17 protein-coding genes are annotated in these 19,216 nt (G+C 53.8%); 12 read left to right on the forward strand and 5 right to left on the reverse strand.

Annotation, left to right across the window (positions count from 1 at the left end):
- Nucleotides 1-10 precede the first annotated feature (10 nt).
- The 3 genes from fabB to AACZ64_RS05265 all read right to left on the reverse strand — a co-directional run bounded on the left by fabB (nt 11) and on the right by AACZ64_RS05265 (nt 2,972).
- The gene (gene fabB, locus AACZ64_RS05255; RefSeq protein WP_036859772.1) at nt 11-1,228 is read right to left on the reverse strand and encodes a beta-ketoacyl-ACP synthase I; all 1,218 of its coding nucleotides are present in this window, start codon (nt 1,226-1,228) and stop codon (nt 11-13) included.
- 49 nt (nt 1,229-1,277) lie between these two features.
- Complete coding sequence (gene fabA / locus AACZ64_RS05260; protein ID WP_036859774.1) at nt 1,278-1,808, reverse strand: 3-hydroxyacyl-[acyl-carrier-protein] dehydratase FabA; 531 nt, start codon at nt 1,806-1,808, stop codon at nt 1,278-1,280.
- A 201-nt stretch (nt 1,809-2,009) separates the two neighbouring features.
- Nucleotides 2,010-2,972, reverse strand: a complete 963-nt coding sequence (locus AACZ64_RS05265; protein WP_036859776.1) for a polyprenyl synthetase family protein — start codon at nt 2,970-2,972, stop codon at nt 2,010-2,012.
- 248 nt (nt 2,973-3,220) lie between these two features.
- On the opposite strand from AACZ64_RS05265, the gene rplU reads away from it, so the two are divergent.
- The 4 genes from rplU to proB all read left to right on the forward strand — a co-directional run bounded on the left by rplU (nt 3,221) and on the right by proB (nt 6,328).
- Nucleotides 3,221-3,535 (forward strand): 50S ribosomal protein L21, encoded by a 315-nt coding sequence (gene rplU, locus AACZ64_RS05270; RefSeq protein ID WP_036859778.1) that lies wholly within the window; start codon nt 3,221-3,223, stop codon nt 3,533-3,535.
- A gap of 19 nt (nt 3,536-3,554) precedes the next feature.
- Nucleotides 3,555-3,812, forward strand: a complete 258-nt coding sequence (gene rpmA / locus AACZ64_RS05275; protein WP_036859781.1) for a 50S ribosomal protein L27 — start codon at nt 3,555-3,557, stop codon at nt 3,810-3,812.
- Nucleotides 3,813-3,952: 140 nt separating this feature from the next.
- Nucleotides 3,953-5,134 (forward strand): Obg family GTPase CgtA, encoded by a 1,182-nt coding sequence (gene cgtA, locus AACZ64_RS05280; protein WP_293614155.1) that lies wholly within the window; start codon nt 3,953-3,955, stop codon nt 5,132-5,134.
- 72 nt (nt 5,135-5,206) lie between these two features.
- Nucleotides 5,207-6,328 (forward strand): glutamate 5-kinase, encoded by a 1,122-nt coding sequence (gene proB, locus AACZ64_RS05285; RefSeq protein WP_036859784.1) that lies wholly within the window; start codon nt 5,207-5,209, stop codon nt 6,326-6,328.
- An 18-nt stretch (nt 6,329-6,346) separates the two neighbouring features.
- Here the strand turns inward: proB and AACZ64_RS05290 are convergent, their stop codons facing one another.
- Entirely contained in the window at nt 6,347-7,015 is a 669-nt protein-coding gene (locus AACZ64_RS05290; protein WP_293614154.1) for a 2OG-Fe(II) oxygenase, read from the reverse strand.
- A 241-nt stretch (nt 7,016-7,256) separates the two neighbouring features.
- Between AACZ64_RS05290 and ptsP the strand changes: the two genes are divergently transcribed.
- Nucleotides 7,257-9,497: a phosphoenolpyruvate--protein phosphotransferase gene (gene ptsP / locus AACZ64_RS05295; RefSeq protein ID WP_293614153.1), complete on the forward strand. Its 2,241-nt coding sequence runs from the start codon at nt 7,257-7,259 to the stop codon at nt 9,495-9,497.
- Nucleotides 9,498-9,624: 127 nt separating this feature from the next.
- Nucleotides 9,625-11,085: a RimK family protein gene (locus AACZ64_RS05300; RefSeq protein WP_293614152.1), complete on the forward strand. Its 1,461-nt coding sequence runs from the start codon at nt 9,625-9,627 to the stop codon at nt 11,083-11,085.
- An 88-nt stretch (nt 11,086-11,173) separates the two neighbouring features.
- Here the strand turns inward: AACZ64_RS05300 and rpsT are convergent, their stop codons facing one another.
- The gene (gene rpsT, locus AACZ64_RS05305; RefSeq protein ID WP_036861474.1) at nt 11,174-11,443 is read right to left on the reverse strand and encodes a 30S ribosomal protein S20; all 270 of its coding nucleotides are present in this window, start codon (nt 11,441-11,443) and stop codon (nt 11,174-11,176) included.
- A 204-nt stretch (nt 11,444-11,647) separates the two neighbouring features.
- Here rpsT and murJ point away from each other — a divergent pair, with 204 nt between their 5' ends.
- The 6 genes from murJ to ispH all read left to right on the forward strand — a co-directional run bounded on the left by murJ (nt 11,648) and on the right by ispH (nt 19,136).
- Nucleotides 11,648-13,342, forward strand: coding sequence for a murein biosynthesis integral membrane protein MurJ (murJ, locus tag AACZ64_RS05310; RefSeq protein ID WP_081890863.1), 1,695 nt, complete (start codon nt 11,648-11,650; stop codon nt 13,340-13,342).
- Nucleotides 13,343-13,428: 86 nt separating this feature from the next.
- Nucleotides 13,429-14,400, forward strand: coding sequence for a bifunctional riboflavin kinase/FAD synthetase (ribF, locus tag AACZ64_RS05315; RefSeq protein WP_293614151.1), 972 nt, complete (start codon nt 13,429-13,431; stop codon nt 14,398-14,400).
- 18 nt (nt 14,401-14,418) lie between these two features.
- A complete protein-coding gene (ileS, locus tag AACZ64_RS05320) occupies nt 14,419-17,226 on the forward strand; it encodes an isoleucine--tRNA ligase (protein WP_293614150.1) in 2,808 nt (935 codons plus the stop codon).
- 22 nt (nt 17,227-17,248) lie between these two features.
- Nucleotides 17,249-17,737 (forward strand): signal peptidase II, encoded by a 489-nt coding sequence (lspA, locus tag AACZ64_RS05325; protein ID WP_036861479.1) that lies wholly within the window; start codon nt 17,249-17,251, stop codon nt 17,735-17,737.
- The gene (gene fkpB, locus AACZ64_RS05330; RefSeq protein WP_036859793.1) at nt 17,737-18,204 is read left to right on the forward strand and encodes an FKBP-type peptidyl-prolyl cis-trans isomerase; all 468 of its coding nucleotides are present in this window, start codon (nt 17,737-17,739) and stop codon (nt 18,202-18,204) included. The genes lspA and fkpB overlap by 1 nt, the downstream gene beginning before the upstream one ends.
- Nucleotides 18,204-19,136: a 4-hydroxy-3-methylbut-2-enyl diphosphate reductase gene (ispH, locus tag AACZ64_RS05335; RefSeq protein WP_293614149.1), complete on the forward strand. Its 933-nt coding sequence runs from the start codon at nt 18,204-18,206 to the stop codon at nt 19,134-19,136. The genes fkpB and ispH overlap by 1 nt, the downstream gene beginning before the upstream one ends.
- Nucleotides 19,137-19,216 lie beyond the last annotated feature (80 nt).

A 19,216-nucleotide genomic window follows, 5' to 3' on the forward strand; every position in this document is an offset into this window, starting at 1 on the left:
CAATAGCAAATTAGGCGTTGTAGCGCTGAAAAACCAGCGTTGCATTGGTGCCACCAAAACCAAAGCTGTTGGACATGACACGCTGCAGGTTGGCCTTGTCTACCCGTTTGGTGACAATGGGTAGGTCTGCCGCTTCCGGATCCAGGTTGTCGATGTTGGCGGAGGCGCAGATAAAGTTGTGTTCCATCATCAACAGACTGAAAATCGCTTCCTGAACACCAGCGGCGCCGAGTCCGTGCCCGGATAGCGATTTGGTCGAGCTGATGGGTGGTACTTTTTCGCCAAAAGTCTCCCTGATGGCCTTCAGCTCCTGCAAATCACCGACGGGTGTGCTGGTGCCATGGGTGTTGATGTAGTCGATATCCCCCTGGGTGGTTTGCATCGCCATTTTCATGCAGCGCGCGGCGCCCTCTCCGGACGGCGCCACCATGTCATAGCCATCGGAGGTGGAGCCATAGCCCACCAGCTCGGCATAGATTGTGGCGCCCCGCGCCAGGGCGTGTTCCAGTTCTTCCACGACCAGACAGCCTGCACCGACTCCCGGTACAAAACCGTCCCTGTCAGCGTCATAAGCCCTGGAGGCCAGTTGAGGAGTATCGTTATATTTGGTCGACAGTGCTCCCATGGCATCGAACATGCCCGCCATTGACCAGTGCATATCCTCGGCGCCACCGGCAAAGACAATGTCCTGTTTGTTCATCTGAATCAGTTCCATTGCGTGACCAATGCTGTGGGCACTGGTGGCACAGGCGGAGGCGATGGAATAGTTGGTGCCCTTGATTTTGAATGGTGTCGCCAGGCAAGCGGAAACGGTGCTGGCCATGATCTGGGTTACCCGGTAGGGACCCGCTTTTTTGATGCCCTTGGCGCGCATGACATCAATGGTTTCGGTGAACATTTCACCGGATACGCCGCCGGACCCCATCACTAGGCCGGTGCGGATATTGGAGACCTGATCCTCGCTGAGGCCGGCATCGGCAATGGCACGCTCGGTGGCGATATAGCCGTATGCCGCAGAGGGGCCCATAAAACGGAGAATCTTGCGGTCAATCAGCTCCGCGAGATCAAGGTCGACCCGGGCAGCCACGTTGCAACGCAGGCCCATTTCTTCAAAATCTTCCCGGAATACGATGCCGGATTTCCCTTCCTTTAGCGCTGTGGTGACGGTTTCTCTGTCATTACCCAGGCAGGAAACTATCCCCATTCCGGTAATTACTACACGTTTCATCGTTTATACCTATGCCGACTGTCAGGTTCGGCTATTGTAGTAGAAAAAATCAGAAGTTGTCAGTTGACTCGAACAGTCCAACACGCAGATCCTTCGCCGTATAAATCTCGCGGCCGTCCACAAAAACACTGCCATCGGCGATAGCCATTTTCAGTTTTCTTTCGACAATTCTCGAAATATCAATCTGGTAGGTCACGGTGCTTGCTTCTGGTAGTACCTGGCCGAAAAACTTCACTTCGCCCGAGCCCAGCGCCCGTCCCTTGCCGGGATTGCCTTTCCAGGCCAGGAAAAAGCCGGTCAGCTGCCACATGGCATCAAGGCCAAGGCAGCCGGGCATAACCGGGTCGCCATGAAAGTGGCAACCAAAAAACCACAGGTCTTTATGGATATCCAGTTCTGCAGTTATCAAGCCCTTGCCAAATCGGCCTTCTTCGGCATGAATGCGGGTGATTCTATCCACCATCAGCATGTTGTCAGCGGGGAGTTTGGCGTTGCCTTCACCGAACAGGTCGCCGTGACTACAGGCGACGATTTCCTCGCGGGTATACGCGTTCTGTGATTGTGGAACGAATTTCGTCATTGAGTGGACTGTCCTGGTTGGTCGGTTTTACCCGGTGCTGGTTTGTCATCGAAGCGGTGAATTTTAGCGGATTTGCTCATTAAGTCCAGAAAAGAAGGGGGGAGCGTAGAGGGCATTATTGCCCTATGAATCCTCATCCATCAGATCAGAGCACACACTATATTGTATTGATGCTCGTGGCAGATATCCCTGTGCTGGATGTCAGCATTTTCGTTGGAGGGCAAACTCTGTGAGTTCTGCCAATGCCCGGTGTTCCGGTGAGTCTGTAAAATCTGCCAGGCAGGCTCTCGCCTGTTCTGCATGATGAGCTGCACAAGTGAGTGTATAGTCGAGTGCGCCAGTCGAATGGATGGCATCACTAATCTGGTCGAGCTGTTCCAGGGCACCTTTCTCAATGGCTGACCGAATCATCGCGGCCTGCGCTGGCGTCCCCCTCTGCATAGCGCAAATCAGAGGCAGTGTCGGTTTGCCCTCCGCGAGGTCATCACCGATATTTTTGCCAAGTTCGTCCGCCTGACCACTGTAGTCGAGCACGTCATCTACCAGCTGAAATGCCATTCCAAGATGATAACCGTAATGTTTTGCTGCTTCTTCCTGGGTGGCCGACGCCCCTGCCAGGATGGCGCCAGTTTGCGCCGCCGCCTCGAAGAGTTGAGCTGTTTTCTTGTGAATGACATTGAGGTAGGCCGCTTCGGATGTATCGGGGTTGCCAGCATTGATTAGTTGCTGCACTTCACCTTCGGAGATGATATTGGTGGTATCGGCGATGATTCGCATGATCGCCATGCTATCGATGGCAACCAGCATCTGGAACGCCCGGGAATAGAGGAAGTCTCCGACAAGCACACTGGGAGCATTGCCGAACCGCGCATTGGCTGTGGCTCTTCCACGTCGCAGGCTGGAGGTGTCCACCACATCGTCGTGCAGTAGCGTGGCGGTGTGAATGAACTCGATAATGGCGGCCAGTGAGATGTGTTGTGTCCCCCGGTAGCCAAAGCTCTTCGCAATGAGTAACACCAGTAGTGGGCGAAGTCGTTTGCCGCCCGCGTCGACGATGTATTGGCCAATATTTTCCACTAACCCGACGTCAGAGTGCAGCTGGCGAATGATCAGCTCATTCACCTGTTCAAATTCGGATTTAACTACCTTATGGAATGGCAACATGCCGTAACCCTGGCCAGCAACGATAGGTGTAAACAGCCAATGCACGCGGGACTTGTACGATAGGCGCGTCGCATCCTAGAGAGGGCCTCTGTCACTGTCAAGTTTCCGGTGCTGACATCACCTGTACAATGGAATATTTCCTTGCGGTAACAGGGTCTTTCCCTTAAAATCCTGCCCCTCGCAAAACCGGCCTTGAGGAAATCGTTCCTGCAGGCTTCGAACTGGCATGAGCGAATACGGAGCATATTATGTACGCAGTTATAAAGAGTGGTGGCAAACAGCACCGGGTGAAGGAAGGCGAATACCTGCGCCTCGAAAAGCTGGAAGTCCCCACCGGTGGCAATATTGACTTCAATGAAGTGCTGATGGTTGCCGATGGTGAAAATTTCAAGATTGGTGCGCCGTTGCTTGAAGGTGCCAAGGTGACCGGTGAAGTGCTTAGTCATGGTCGTGCGGACAAGGTGCAAATCATCAAGTTCCGCCGCCGCAAGCATCACCGGAAGCAAATGGGCCACCGTCAGTGGTACACCGAAGTGAAAATCACGGGCATCAGTGCCGGTTAAGATCAGATAGGAGAACGTCATGGCTCACAAAAAAGCTGGTGGTAGTACCCGTAACGGGCGCGATTCCGAAAGTAAACGACTGGGTGTCAAGCGTTTCGGTGGTGAACAGGTCACAGCGGGCAATATTATTATTCGTCAGCGCGGTACCCGGTTCCATGCGGGCAACAATGTTGGCATTGGTCGCGACCACACCATTTTTGCTACAGCAGACGGTGAAGTACAGTTCACAGTGAAAGGTCCCAATAATCGCAAGTATGTGAATATTCTAACCGCCTGAGGCTGGCTTTATCGCAAAGCCCCGCCCAGGCGGGGCTTTTTTGTGTTTGAATATTTGAATATCGAGTGGATTGTATGTGTTCGTGCTGCCGGTGGCGTACTATTTAATCCCAACCCCTCAGAGCGCGGTATACTCCCGTCATGAAATTTGTCGATGAAACAACGATTCACGTACATGCCGGTCGCGGTGGTAACGGTTGCCTGAGTTTTCGCCGTGAGAAATTCGTGGCCAAAGGTGGGCCCGATGGTGGCGATGGTGGTGACGGTGGCTCGGTTTATCTGGAAGGGGATATCAACCTCAACACCCTGGTGGATTATCGCTTTCAGCGGGATTATCGTGCCCAGAGTGGTCAATCTGGCAGCAGTCGCAACTGTACCGGTCGGGGTGGTGATGACCTGGTTCTCAAGGTGCCGGTGGGCACTACGGTAATTGATGAAGATACTGAGGAAGTGCTCGGCGATATCACCGATGATGGCCAGCGCCTGATGGTGGCTCATGGAGGCTTTCACGGCCTGGGAAATACCCGGTTCAAGTCGAGTGTCAATCGTGCGCCGCGCCAGACATCACCCGGCAAAGAGGGTGAGGAACGCAACCTGCGTTTGGAGCTGAAAGTACTGGCGGATGTGGGCCTGGTTGGTTTGCCCAATGCCGGTAAGTCGACATTTATTCGCGCTGTCTCGGCTGCGCGCCCCAAGGTTGCCGATTATCCTTTTACAACACTTGTTCCCAATCTCGGTGTCGTCAATCCCCACAAGTATCGCAGTTTTGTGATTGCTGATGTGCCCGGCCTGGTGGAGGGTGCTGCCGAAGGTGCCGGTCTTGGCATTCGTTTTCTGAAACACTTGACGCGAACCCGCTTGCTGTTACATCTGGTGGATATGATGCCGCCCGATGGAAAAAATCCAGCGGATAATATCGCCATTATTGAAGATGAACTGGATCAGTTCAGCCCGACTCTGTGGAGCAGGGATCGTTGGTTGGTGCTCAATAAAGTGGATTTATTGCCCGAGGCGGAGCGCCAGCAATATTGCAGCGACGTGGTCGCCCAACTGGGCTGGGAAGGGCCGGTGTATCAGGTGTCTGCCTTGTCCGCGGAAGGTACGGCCGAGCTGTGTGATGACATTCTCGAGTATCTGGAAGCCTGTTGGGAGGCTGAACGCAGTGACCCGGAGGTAGCCCGTCGGGAACTGGATGTTCAACACCAGATGCAGTATGAGGCACGTGACCGAATTGAATCCCTGCGCCGCAGTCGTAAATCTGATGACCAGGACGATGACTTTGACGATGATGATTATGACGTGGAAGTCGTTTATAGCCCCTGAATCGTTGTCGATTCAGTCCCGGAAATCAGCCACTCTCAACCAGGATTCGGACCACCAGACAGCAGACCAGCCATGAACGATAGAACAATTGTCCGCAATGCCCGCCGCTGGGTCGTAAAAATAGGCAGTGCCCTGTTGACTGCCGATGGTCGTGGTCTCGATCGGGAATCTATCGGTGCCTGGGTGGCCCAGGTGGCAGAATTACTCGAGCAGGACATTGAAGTGGTGATGGTCTCTTCCGGGGCTGTTGCCGAGGGTATGTCTCGACTTGGCTGGCGGAAGCGGCCATCGGCTGTTCACGAGTTGCAGGCAGCGGCAGCCGTAGGCCAGATGGGCCTGGTGCAGGCCTATGAATTCCAGTTTCAACAATTCAACCGCCACACTGCACAGGTGCTGCTCGATCACGATGATTTGTCGAACCGCGAGCGGTACCTCAATGCCCGCAATACATTACAGACATTGATCGGATTGGGGGTGGTGCCGATCATTAACGAAAACGATACGGTGGTTACCGATGAAATTCGTTTTGGTGACAATGACACGCTGGCGGCGGTGGTGGCCAACCTCATCGATGCGGATTTGCTGGTGATTCTCACTGATCAGCATGGACTTTATGATGCCGACCCGAGAACCTCTCCAAAGGCCCGGCTGGTTTCCTCGGGCCGGGCAGGTGATCCCGCACTGGACAAACTGGCCAGCGAAGGCGGTGCGTTGGGCCGGGGGGGCATGATTACCAAATTGCGTGCCGCCCGTCTGGCCGCCCGTTCGGGAGCGAGCACAGTGATTGTTGGTGGTCGCAACGAGCAGGTGCTCACCAGACTGGCAAAGGCGGAAGATCTTGGAACGCTGCTGTTGGCAGAACAGATGCCGATAGCTGCCCGCAAGCAGTGGTTGGCCGGCCGGCTGCAAGTGCGTGGGTCACTGACGCTGGACGAGGGTGCCTGCCGGGCGCTGCGCGAGCAGGGTAAGAGTCTATTGCCGGTCGGAGTGAAAGCGGTCGTTGGGGATTTCCATCGAGGTGATCTGGTACGCTGTGTTGACTTGGCCGGGAATGAGGTTGCCCGCGGTCTGGTCAACTACAGTGCTGCCGAGAGTCGTCTGATTATTGGCAAGAGCAGTGACAGAATTCTCGATATCCTCGGTTATTGTGATGATAAAGAAGTGATTCACCGGGACAATCTGGTTTTGATCTAGTCCGCCTTTCCCGTAGGGCTAGGCCGGGGGGTCGAGCCGATCATTGACAGATCCGTTGACCCTAAACCAACCAGCGATGCTGTAGCGGTGTCGGTTGGTGGGCAAAACTTCGTGGGGAAATACTTCACTCAGGAAGATGGCCAGCGTGCCGTAAGCCGGGGTTACCCGGAGGATTTCCGGTTCACCCATTTCACCGAACAGAATCAGTTCACCTCCATCGTCTGGCATCCAGCCGGGATTCAGGTAAGCCACGGTAGAGAGTCGACGATTGGTCTGACCCCGAAAGGCATCCAGATGTTTGCGATAAAAATCCCCTGGACGGTAATGTGAAAAATGGCTCTCGTAAGAGAATAAGCCAAGAAAAAGGTGCCGATTGAGATAAATCTGTAGTCGACCGCTCCACTCCAGCCAACGCTGCTCCGGTAGGGTTGCCCCTGCAATCCAGCGGATGGCATCCCGTCGGACAAATCGGTTCAGGGTTTGATCACAATTTCGGCCCACGCCTGCTTCGCTGAAGTCATCGCTGTGAAGCGATTGTATCTGGCCAAACAGTTCTTCCGACAATAGTCCGGGCAGTGCGTTGGGAATAACCGCGTAGCCTTTCCCTTTGAGATCACTGGCAATCTGTGAAAACAGAAGATTTTCGACTTCCTGTTCGTCAGAGGTGTCGAAAGAGATGGATGTCATGTTGGTGCTAACCGGATTGAGGTGTGCGATTATCGGATCTAAGGTGGATTGCTGTAAATGGGTTCGAGGTTTTCTTCACGCTGATTTTGCAGATATTGTGGCACTTGTGGGCAGGCAGTCGTGATAAATACCCCTTGTGGTTTTTTTGCAATCCTCTTAAATAGCGAAGTGAGTGTTGTTGGATAGAACGGTAGTCTGAAAGGTTTTTTCCATTGGATGTTGATGGTTAACAATTATTGCTATGAAAAGTGTTGTTCATGAGTTAGCTCGTATTGTCCAGACCGTGGCGACGGCTGATACACCTATTGATCAGGTTAACCTGATCGTTGAGTCTATCAGTCAGACCATGGCGGTGGATGTGTGCAGCCTCTACCTGGCGAATGATCAGCGAGAAATGCTGTTACTGGCGTCCCACGGTCTGGCCGCAAAAGCCGTACGCAACGTCAAGTTGCCGCCTGGCACAGGGCTGGTGGGGCTGGTCGCCACCAGTCGTCATCCGGTCAATCTGGCCGATGGCACAGTACACCCCTCATATTGTTATGTCGCAGAGACACGGGAAGAGCAGTTCCACAGTTTTTGTGGTGTGCCTATCGTGCATGCTGGCAAAGTCATTGGTGTTCTGGTGGTTCAGGGGCGTGAAATTCGCGAGCTATCTGAGGAAGAGCAGGGCTTTTTAGTGACGTTGGCAGCCCATTTGGCATTGTTGCTGGGTACCAGTCCGCTTGCTCAGGGCGATATGATTGGCCTCAACGAGCGGGTGTCTGGTGTCAAGGGTGCACCCGGTATCGGTATCGGTCATATCAAAATAAGCGATCACGGCGAACTGTACTCTGTGCTCGATGCGCCCTGTGAAGATATTCCCGGTGCCGTGGAGGACTGGCAGAAACTGCTTGCCGTGGTGCGGGCACAAATTGATCACGAGCAGACGTCCCTCGGCAAAGAGATATCCGGCAGTGTCGCCGGTATTTTCAGCGCCTACAACATGCTGCTGGAGGATCCGGCATTCTGCTCTTATGTAGAGAAGGGCATTCGTGGCGGCAACTGGTTGCCGGGATCGCTACGTAAGGCAGTGCAGCATTTTGCCGAATTGTTTCTGGAGATGGATGACCCTTATCTGAAAGCCCGTCACGAAGATATTCACCATCTGGGTAACAAGTTGTTCAACGCCTGGCGGGGGATCAAGCCTGTGGCCATTCCCCCCGATACGAACATCGTATTGGTGGGTTTTCAGGTAAGTGTTTCCGATATTGCCCTGATCCCCAGTGACAAATTGGTGGGGCTGGTCTGTTTTGACGGCTCAGGTCTGTCACATACAGCCGTGCTTGCCAATGCGCTCGGTATTCCTGCTGTCATGGGCACCGGCCGGTTGCGTCGGCTGGTTGATGACGCCCAAATTATTGTTGACGGGAACAATGGTCAGGTACTGCTCAATCCCGGTGATGCGGTTCTGGCAGAGTATCAGCGCTTGGTGAATGATCGCCGCGCCCTGATGAAACAGTTGGAAAAAATGCGCGATTTGCCCGCTGTGAGTCCGGATGGTATTGCCGTGACCCTTTATACCAATACCGGGCTGTTGGCAGATATCTCTCCGGGACTCTTGAGTGGCGCCCAGGGTGTGGGCCTGTACCGCACAGAAATCCCTTTCATGGTGCACGATAGCTTCCCCTCCGAGGAAGAGCAGATCGGAGTCTATCGGCAGGTCCTGGAAGCTTACAAAGGCAAACCGGTTCATATGCGGACCCTGGATGTTGGTGGAGACAAGCAATTGCCCTATTTCCCGGTCGACAACGAAAAAAATCCGGCTCTGGGCTGGCGTGGAGTACGCTTCACCCTGGATAACAGCCAGTTACTGATGACTCAGGTGCGTGCCATGATGCGCGCAGCAGAGGGCATGGACAATCTGCGAATTCTGTTACCAATGGTCAGCTCCACCAGTGAACTCGACGACTTTTCCGAGATTTTTCTTGATGCCATGGAACAGCTGACAGCGGAGGGCTACGCTGTTACCAGGCCCGATTTGGGCGTTATGGTGGAGGTCCCGGCGGCTATTTCCCAAATCCCGTTCTGGGCCGGAAAGATCGATTTTATTTCCATCGGTTCCAATGACCTCAGCCAGTATCTGCTGGCGCTGGATCGTGACAACCCCCGGGTGTCAGCCCGTTATGACCATGTGCACCCCGCTGTGCTGCTCGAGATTCAGCGCATTCTCAAGCTGGCCAAAGATGCTGGGATCCCGGTCAGTCTCTGTGGTGAGATGGCTTCGGATCCGGTGGCAGTGGTCCTGTTGCTCGGCCTCGGCATGCGTACGCTCAGTATGAGTGCCGCTAAATTACCCCAGATGAAGTGGTTGATTCGTACGCTGCCTATTGCTACCGCCGAGCGTCTGGCGCACGATTCGCTGATATGCCACTATCCCGCTGATATACGGAAATTGGTGCGCCTCGAACTCGATAACCTCGGTCTTGATGAGCTGTTTAAATAGCGGCGTGACAGTGGGTTTCTTCAGTTGGTTAACAGGGTAGATCTGATGAACCGGCAGGTTGCCGGGATCCGGTAGCCTGGGAACGTCTCTCTATATTTGCTGACAATACAGACAGAGTAAACAATTTATGTCCAATCTTTTGCTGGTGGTGGACGATCTCGAGGACATCAACGGCTTTGGCTTCGATGACCGGGCCATCAGTTTTGCACAATATCTGGAGGATCACCCGAAAAAAGGCGAGAAAAAGCTCAGCCTGATCAACCTGTGTGACAGTGGAAAGTATTTGAGTAGGGGATACTATTGTTCCCTGCTGGCGGAGGCCCGGGGGCATCGGGTGATGCCTTCTGTGAACACAATCAACGATCTGCGCAGTAAGTTGTTGTACATGTCGCGTATCACGGGTGAGCTGCTGTTATCCGGTTCCAATACGGGAGGAGAAGGGGAGAAAAAAACGTTTTATGTGAATTTTGGGGTTGCATCAGACCCCGGTTTTTCCCGCTTCGGACAGCGACTGTTTTCTGTGTATCCGGCCCCCATGCTGAAAGTTGTGTTGTTCTGGTCTGGTGGCTGGCAAGTAAAAAGTATTGTTGCCATCTCCTTGGGTAAATTGCCAAAAGCGGAGCGTCCGAAATTTTTGGAAGCGATGCTCAAATTTAACGAAAAACGCTGGCAGAGCCCGAAAAAGAAGAAATCCTATCGCTGGGAGCTGGGTGTGCTGGTGGATCCCAAGGAGATCATGCCTCCCAGTAACAAGGAAGCCCTGAGCCGTTTTATCAAGGCTGCCGCCAAGTGTAATATCAATGCGGAGTTAATCACTGCCAGGGATTACCCGCGCCTTGGCGAATATGACGGCCTGTTTATTCGTGAGACCACCGCTATCGACCATCATACCTTCCGCTTTGCCAGGAAGGCGGAGATAGAGGGGATGGTAGTAATCGATGATCCTACCTCCATTTTGCGTTGTTGTAACAAGGTGTTTTTACAGGATGCCTTTACCTACAATAGTGTCCCCGCCCTCAAAACCCAAGTGTTTTCCACGCACACCCCAGACGACCTGGATGCCATTGAAAAGGAATTTGGCTACCCCGTGGTGTTAAAAATACCCGAAGGTTCATTTTCCAAAGGCGTATTCAAAGCTGCTAACCGCGAGGAGTTGTCGGCGCATCTCGCTGAGTTGTTGAAAACCACTGCGTTGGTATTGGTCCAGGAGTATCTCTATACCGATTTTGATTGGCGCATCGGGGTATTCAACTATCGGCCTTTGTATGCTTGCCGTTACTACATGGCTCGCAATCACTGGCAAATCTACAATCATGGCAGCAAACGTTTTAATTCAGGTGGTTTTGAAACCCTGCCAACCTACGAAGTGCCGAGAGAGGTGCTGGATGCCGCATTGCGTGCAGCCAGGGTGATCGGTAGTGGTTTATATGGCGTCGATATCAAACATCAGGGCAAGCAGGCCTACGTAATTGAAATCAACGATAACCCCAACATTGACTACAAGGTAGAGGACGTCTATCTCGGGGATGAGCTTTATATGCTGGTAATGGCGGAAATGGCCCGGCGTCTGGAGCTGAAAGGTCGCTAGAAAATGATTAATTATTGATCGCCGATTAGCGGTCAGCCATAAAAAAACCGGCCATCGGCCGGTTTTTTTTGATGGCAACTGTAAACCTTTAGCTGGCAGCCATTGCCTTCAATTGGGCGTTCAGTCTGCTCTTGTGACGGGCAGCCTTGTTTTTGTGAATAATACCTTTGTCGGCCATCCGGTCAATGACGGGCACTGCAGAGTTGTAGGCGGCAGTCGCCGTGGTCACTTCGCCGGTTGCAATGGCGGCGTAGGTTTTCTTGATATAGGTGCGTACCATAGAACGCAGGCCGGCATTGTGCTGGCGACGCTGTTCATTCTGACGTGCGCGTTTGCGTGCTTGGGGTGTATTGGCCACCTGGGTGCTCCTCTCAATCGTGAGTCTTGATTCAAGGCGCGGAAATATACAGGTTTTGGGACGGCTTATCAACAGGCCAAAGCCCACAAAATCCGCAAATTGCGTTTAGTTTGGTTGCTGGGCATGTGTCGGCGTATTCAGGCGCGATACCCAGCAGTCGATCCCGGTTGTTGAAGCTGGTTGTCCGGGCCTTGCCAATCAGCAATGCCGCTATCATCCCGTCACCAAAATCACTATGATTTGCCCCTTGCGTTTAGCTATTGTCGGGACAATGCCGGTTTGCAACCACAGAATTCAGACGATTCAAATCCTTCCGAGCACAAAGCCGCCGAACCCCCCGTAGCGCCTGGCCTGCTGCGCTCCAGTAGTGTGGTCGGCAGTATGACGATGCTCTCCCGGGTGCTTGGCTTGCTGCGGGATATGGTGTTTGCCAGGGTCATCGGTGCCGATGCGCTGGCCGATGCCTTCTTTGTCGCCTTTAAAATTCCGAATTTCTTTCGACGACTGTTTGCCGAGGGAGCATTTGCCCAGGCATTTGTGCCAGTACTGGGTGAGTATCGCGAAAAAGGCACCCCGGCAGCGGTCAAGGCTTTACTGGATAGCGTGGCTGGCGTGCTGGGTTCATCGCTGATTGTGCTCACCATTCTGGTGGTCATTGCTTCGCCGTTAGTCACTGCACTGTTCGCCTTTGGTTTCTGGCTCGATTACCCGGACAAGTTTGACGCTGCCAGCAGTATGCTGCGGATCACTTTCCCCTACTTGATGTTGATATCCCTGACAGGCCTGGCCGGGGCAATTCTCAACAGTTACGACCGTTTTGCCGTGCCCGCTTTCACGCCGGTACTGTTAAATCTCACCCTGATAGCCGCGGCACTGGTGGCCGCCCCCTGGTTTGATGCGCCCGTCTATGCACTGGCCTGGGGCGTGCTGGTGGCCGGGGTTGTGCAACTGCTGTTTCAGTTACCATTTCTTGCTCAGATTCACCGGCTCCCGAACCCTAAAGTGGATTGGCGGGATGAAGGTGTGCGCAGAGTGCTTCGACTGATGGTGCCGGCAATCTTTGGCGTTTCTGTCAGCCAGATCAACCTGTTGCTGGATACTGTGATTGCCTCGTTTCTACCAACGGGCAGTATTTCCTGGCTGTATTACTCCGACCGGCTGTCTGAACTTCCGTTGGGTGTGTTTGGCATTGCGATCGCCACCGTGATTTTGCCCAGCCTGTCCCGGCAACATGCTGCCCGTACCGGGGAAGTATTCAGCCGCACTCTCGACTGGGCTCTGCGTATGGTGCTGCTGGTTGCCATTCCAGCGGCGGTGGCATTGATGATACTGGCCGAGCCGATTCTCACGACCCTGTTTTATTATGGTGATGTGATGACGCCGCGGGATATCGGAATGGCGGTCCTCAGCCTCCAGGCGTACGCGATTGGCCTGATTGCTTTCATGCTAATCAAGGTATTGGCTCCCGGTTATTTTGCCCGGCAGGATATGAAAACCCCAGTGCGTATTGGGGTGATTGCCCTGGTAACCAATATGGTGCTCAATTTGGCGTTTGCCCTGCCGCTGGACCACTATTTTGGCATCGGGCATGTCGGGTTGGCGCTGGCAACATCGTTGGCGGCCATGCTGAATGCCGGACTGCTGTTTAGGGGCCTGTATCGCTTCGGTATTTATCATCCTTCTCCCGGCTGGCGCCGCTTTTTGCTGACCTTGCTGGGTGCGAATCTGGTCATGGCGACGGTGCTGTTGGGGTTCACGGCTCACCTGAATCAGTGGCTCTTCTGGGGCGGTTGGCAGCGTGCTGGCTGGATGCTCTTGATTTGTCTCAGTGGCATGCTGGTATACACACTGTTTTTGCTGGTGGGTGGCATGCGACCTTCTCACCTCCGCCATCGCTAGGGCACTGTCACAAAAGTGTTGCTGTGGCGGCGCCGCGCCTGTTTTTCCCCCATTGGGCTGGGTTATACTGCTGCCTTTGTTTCGCGATGAAAGCCGCCAGTGACTCCAAACCAGTGACCGGAAAAAAGCATCAGTTTATCCGTGGGTTGCATAATCTGCGTCCGGGACATCGAGGTTGTGTCGCGACGATCGGTTCATTTGACGGCGTTCATCTCGGCCATCGGGCAATACTGCAACAGTTGCGTGAAAAGTCCGCAATATACGGGCTGCCTTCTGTGGTGATTATTTTTGAACCCCAGCCTCAGGAGTTTTTCTCGGGAGAGCAGGCTCCGGCCCGGCTGATGCGTTTACGCGAAAAGGTGGAGGCGCTGGTCAGCGAAGGTGTAGATAGGGTTCTCTGCCTTCAGTTCAATCCTTCGTTGCGCAGTTTGTCTGCCCGACAATTTATTGACAGAGTATTAATAGAAGGACTGGATGTTCGCTGTCTGGTGGTCGGAGACGATTTCCGCTTTGGGCATGATCGCAGCGGTAATGACCAACTGCTCAGACAGGTTGGGGAACAGCAGGGTTTTGACGTGATCGACACGCATACCTTGCAGTATGGCCGTGAGCGGATCAGCAGTACACGCATTCGCCAGGTGCTGGAAGTCGGCGATTTTGCGCTGGCAGAAACCTTGCTGGGACGACCCTATCATATTACCGGCAGGGTGGTTTATGGGCAGCAATTGGGTCAACAGTTGGGTATCCCCACTGCCAATGTGCAGCTCTATCGCTATCGCGCGCCATTGAGCGGCGTATATGTGGTGGAGGTGCTGCTGGAAGGCAAACGGTTGCCCGGAGTCGCGAATGTGGGCGTGCGGCCCACCGTGGGCGACTTGATAAAACCGGTGCTCGAAGTACATCTGCTGGATTTTGATCAGCTAATCTACGGTCAAAGAATTCATGTGGAATTCAAAAAGAAAATACGGGAAGAGCAGACGTTTGATTCTCTCGAAGCAATGGTAACGAAAATTCACAGTGATATTGCGCTGGCCCGGCAGTACTTTGCCGAGGTGTAACCCCGATGTTGGAAAACGATGACTGATTATAAAGCCACTCTCAATTTGCCGTTTACCGAGTTTCCCATGAAGGCCAACCTGGCTCAGCGGGAACCGACCATGCTGAGATCCTGGCAGAGCGACGGGCTTTACGAAAAAATTCGTGAGCAGCGTCACGGCAGAAAAAAATTCATTTTGCACGACGGTCCTCCCTACGCAAATGGCGATATTCATATCGGTCACTCGGTCAATAAAATCTTGAAGGATATCGTCGTCAAGTCCCGTACGCTGAGCGGTTATGACGCGCCCTATGTGCCCGGCTGGGATTGTCACGGACTGCCCATCGAACACCAGGTTGAAAAGAAAATCGGCAAAGCCGGCGTCAAGGTGGACACCAAGACATTTCGTCAGAAATGTCGGGAGTATGCGCGCCGTCAGGTGGATGGCCAGAAAAAGGATTTTATGCGTCTCGGCGTGCTGGGCGACTGGGAAAACCCTTATCTGACGATGGATTACCAGTTTGAGGCAAATATTATTCGGGCACTGGGCAAGATCATAGAAAATGGTCATCTGGTGCGTGGCTTCAAGCCGGTTTACTGGAGTGTGGTCGGTGCCTCAGCCCTGGCGGAAGCCGAGGTTGAATATCAGGACAAAATGTCTTTTTCCATCGATGTGGCGTTCCCGGTTGTGGATACCGAAGCCTTTTTGGCCCTCGTGGATAATGTGACCGGCGAAGGGCCGGTCGCAGTGGCCATCTGGACCACCACGCCCTGGACGCTGCCTTCCAACCAGGCGGTCAGTCTCAATCCTGAATTGAATTATGTGCTGGTGCAGTGTGATGCCGGTGAGGGTGTCAGTCGCTTTCTGTTGGCCGAAGAGCTAGTGCCTGCCGTGATGAAGCGCTGGGGTGTGGAAGACTACCAGGTTGTTGGCCGTGTCAAAGGACAGCGGCTCGAGAATCAGCTGCTACAGCACCCATTTTATGATCGCCAGGTGCCGATATTACTGGGTGAACATGTCACCACTGAGACCGGTACGGGCTGCGTCCATACAGCGCCGGATCACGGCATGGAAGACTTCGTGGTGGCCAATAAATACGGTATTGGCACACTCAATTATATTGATGATCATGGCCTTTTCCGCGATAGCGTGCCGCTGTTTGCTGGCGAGCATGTCTACAAGGCGGATGAAGCCGTTCTGGCGCAGCTGGAGCGGCGGGGCGTGCTGTTGGCCACCCATAAAATTACCCATAGCTACGCGCACTGCTGGCGGACCAAAACCCCGCTGATCTACCGCGCCACACCGCAATGGTTTATCGGCATGCAGCAGAACGGCCTGCTGGATAAAGCCCTCAAGGCGGTGAAGGACGTCACCTGGTATCCTTCCTGGGGGCAGGCCCGCATTGAGGGGATGCTGGAGAACAGCCCCGACTGGTGTATTTCACGTCAGCGCACCTGGGGTGTGCCGATAACCCTGTTTATTCACCGGGAAACCGGCGATTGGCACCCGCGCACTGCCGAGTTGATTGAGGTGGTTGCCCAGCGTGTTGAGCAGGCGGGCATTGATGCCTGGTTTGATCTCGATGCTACAGAGTTGCTGGGTGACGAAGCTGCAGACTATACCAAGGTTACGGATACTCTGGATGTCTGGTTCGACTCGGGGGTTACCCATGCCGCTGTACTGGATGCCCGCGACCAGCTCGCCTATCCGGCGGATCTCTACCTGGAGGGATCCGATCAGCACCGCGGCTGGTTCCAGTCTTCCCTGAAGACGGCCATTGCCATCAAGGGCAGTGCCCCATACCGGGCTGTTTTGACACACGGTTTCACGGTGGATGCCGATGGCCGAAAGATGTCCAAATCCCTGGGCAATGTGATGTCGCCCCAGCAGGTCGTCAACGATTTGGGAGCGGATGTCCTGCGCCTGTGGGTCGCAGCGACGGATTTCAGCGCGGAAATGAGCGTTTCCGAGGAGATTCTAAAGCGCACTGCGGACTCCTACCGGCGCATCCGCAATACGGCCCGATTCCTGCTTTCAAATCTCAACGGTTTCGATCCGGCTCGGGATTTGTTGCCGGTCGAGGATATGCTGGAGCTGGATCGCTGGGCTGTGGGGCGAGCTGCCAGTGCCCAGCGGGATATCCTCGCCGCCTATGACAGCTACCATTTTCATCCCATCTACCAGAAACTGCACAATTTTTGTGTCACCGATATGGGTGGTTTCTACCTGAATATCATCAAGGATCGGCAATATACCTGTCAGGAGAACTCTAGGGCCAGACGATCTGCGCAGTCGGCAATTTACCATATCGCCGAGGCTCTAGTTCGGTGGGTTGCCCCAGTGCTCAGTTTTACTGCGGATGAAATCTGGCGTGTCATGCCCGGAGAGCGTGGAGAGTCGGTATTTATGGCGGAGTGGTGGTCGCTGCCACCCGCTGCCCCAGATGCGATTCCCGACAGCGATTGGGTGCTGATTGCCAGGGCTCGAAATGCGGTCAACAAAGTACTGGAAGGCAAAAAAGAGACGGGTATCCAGAAGTCTCTGGAGGCGGAAGTAGTGCTGTACGCGGACGATGCGCTGGCCAGTGCGTTGGGTAAACTGAAAGATGAATTGCGTTTTGTGTTGATTACCTCTGAGGCCCGGCTGGCACCACTCAGTGATGCAAACGGTGCCGAACCTACGGAGCTTGAGGGTTTGTTTTTGCGTGTTGATCGCACGTCCCATGACAAATGTGTCCGCTGTTGGCATCACCGTGCCGATGTGGGTGCGGTGGCTGAACATCCGGAATTATGTGGCCGCTGTGTGGAAAATGTCACAGGTGCCGGCGAACGGCGTCTGTTTGCGTGACCAGATGCCAATGGTAAATACCATGCAATCCCGTGCTGGCTGGTATCTCCTGTCCGTACTGGTCATTCTGATCGACCAGTCCACCAAATACTGGGCCTCGGCGTCACTGGTCTATGGCCGGGCGGTGGAGTTGCTGCCTATGCTGAACCTGACGCTGCTCCACAACCGGGGTGCAGCCTTCAGCTTTCTCAGTGATGCAGGCGGGTGGCAGCGCTGGTTTTTTACCGGTATTGCGCTGGCGGTGAGTATTTTCATTGTGCTTTGGATGGCGCGTCTGACCACTGGGAAAACCCTGCTGGGTATTGCACTGGCGCTGGTGCTCGGTGGCGCGCTTGGTAATTTACTGGACCGGGTGTTTCTCGGTTATGTGGTTGATTTTATCGATGTCTATTATTTGAATTATCACTGGCCCGCGTTCAATGTGGCGGATTCTGCGATTACAGTGGGTGCTATCCTGTTAATCATTGAAAGTCTATGCCATCGCGACCAGTCACATGAGAGGAAAAATTGATGGTTGATACCCATGAAACGGCACCTGTCACCATTGGGCCGGATACGAAGGTGACGCTGCATTTTTCGCTGGCGCTGGAAGATGGTTCGGTGGTGGACTCCAACTTTTCAGGTAAACCGGCAACCTTTGTGGTGGGTGACGGAAGTCTGCTGAATGGTTTTGAGTCTGCATTGTTTGGTCTGAGTACCGGTGATGAGGCCGTACTGGAGATTGATCCTGAGCAGGGCTTTGGCCCTCACAATCCCAACAACATCCAGCGTTTTTCAAAAGGGGACTTTACCGATGATGTTCAGCTGGAGCCGGGGCTGATGCTGTCATTTGCAGATGCCAGCCAGGCCGAGTTGCCCGGAGTCGTGGTTGAAGTGGATGATGAGCATGTCATGGTGGATTTCAATCATCCTCTCGCAGGCCATCAAATTACCTTCGCCGTAAAAATTCTTGATGTCATACCGGCGGTGACCCACTAATGGAGGTCAAACTTGCCAATCCGCGTGGGTTTTGCGCTGGCGTTGATCGGGCCATTGATATTGTCAATCGTGCCCTGGATATCTTTGGTGCCCCTATCTATGTCCGCCACGAAGTGGTGCACAATAAATTCGTGGTGGATGCGCTCCGCGAGCGCGGTGCTTTCTTTGTCGAGGAACTCCATGAGGTGCCCGATAATGTGATTGTGGTTTTCAGTGCCCACGGTGTACCCCAGTCTGTCAGGCAGGAGGCTGAGCAGCGGCAGTTGCGGGTCTTTGATGCGACCTGTCCGCTGGTGACAAAAGTGCATATGGAGGTGGTGCGTTACAGTCGTGAGGGCCGGGAGTGCGTCCTGATTGGTCATCAGGGTCACCCTGAAGTGGAGGGGACCATGGGGCAATATGATGACGCCAATGGTGGGCATATCTACCTGGTGGAAAATGAGACAGATGTCAGTCAACTTGACGTCAAGGTACCGGGTAATCTGGCCTACGTTACCCAAACAACGTTGTCGGTTGATGATACCGCCAAGGTGATTGATGCGCTACGGAAGCGATTTCCCACCATTTCCGGTCCCAAAAAAGACGATATTTGCTATGCCACCCAGAACCGCCAGGATGCCGTAAAGCAGTTGGCGCTGGAGTGTGATCTGGTGCTGGTTGTCGGTTCGCCAAACAGTTCAAACTCCAATCGATTGCGAGAGCTTGCCGATCGATGTGGTGCCGATGCCTATTTGATTGATAGCGCGCTGGATATCAGGCCAAGCTGGCTGGTTGGCAAAAAAGCCATTGGTGTTACTGCCGGTGCTTCAGCTCCGGAAGTGCTGGTTCGCGATGTTGTGCACAAACTTGAAACATTGGGTGCGCGTCCACCGGAAGAGCTTCCCGGGGCCACTGAAAATATCAGTTTCTCGATGCCAAGAGAACTTCGCTAGTGAAATAGATAAGTTATGAGCTAAGAAAAAAACCGGACATTGTCCGGTTTTTTGTTTTGGAAAGGCTGTTTCAAGAACAC

The sequence above is a fragment of the uncultured Porticoccus sp. genome (genome assembly GCF_963975625.1).
Lineage (GTDB): Bacteria > Pseudomonadota > Gammaproteobacteria > Pseudomonadales > Porticoccaceae > Porticoccus.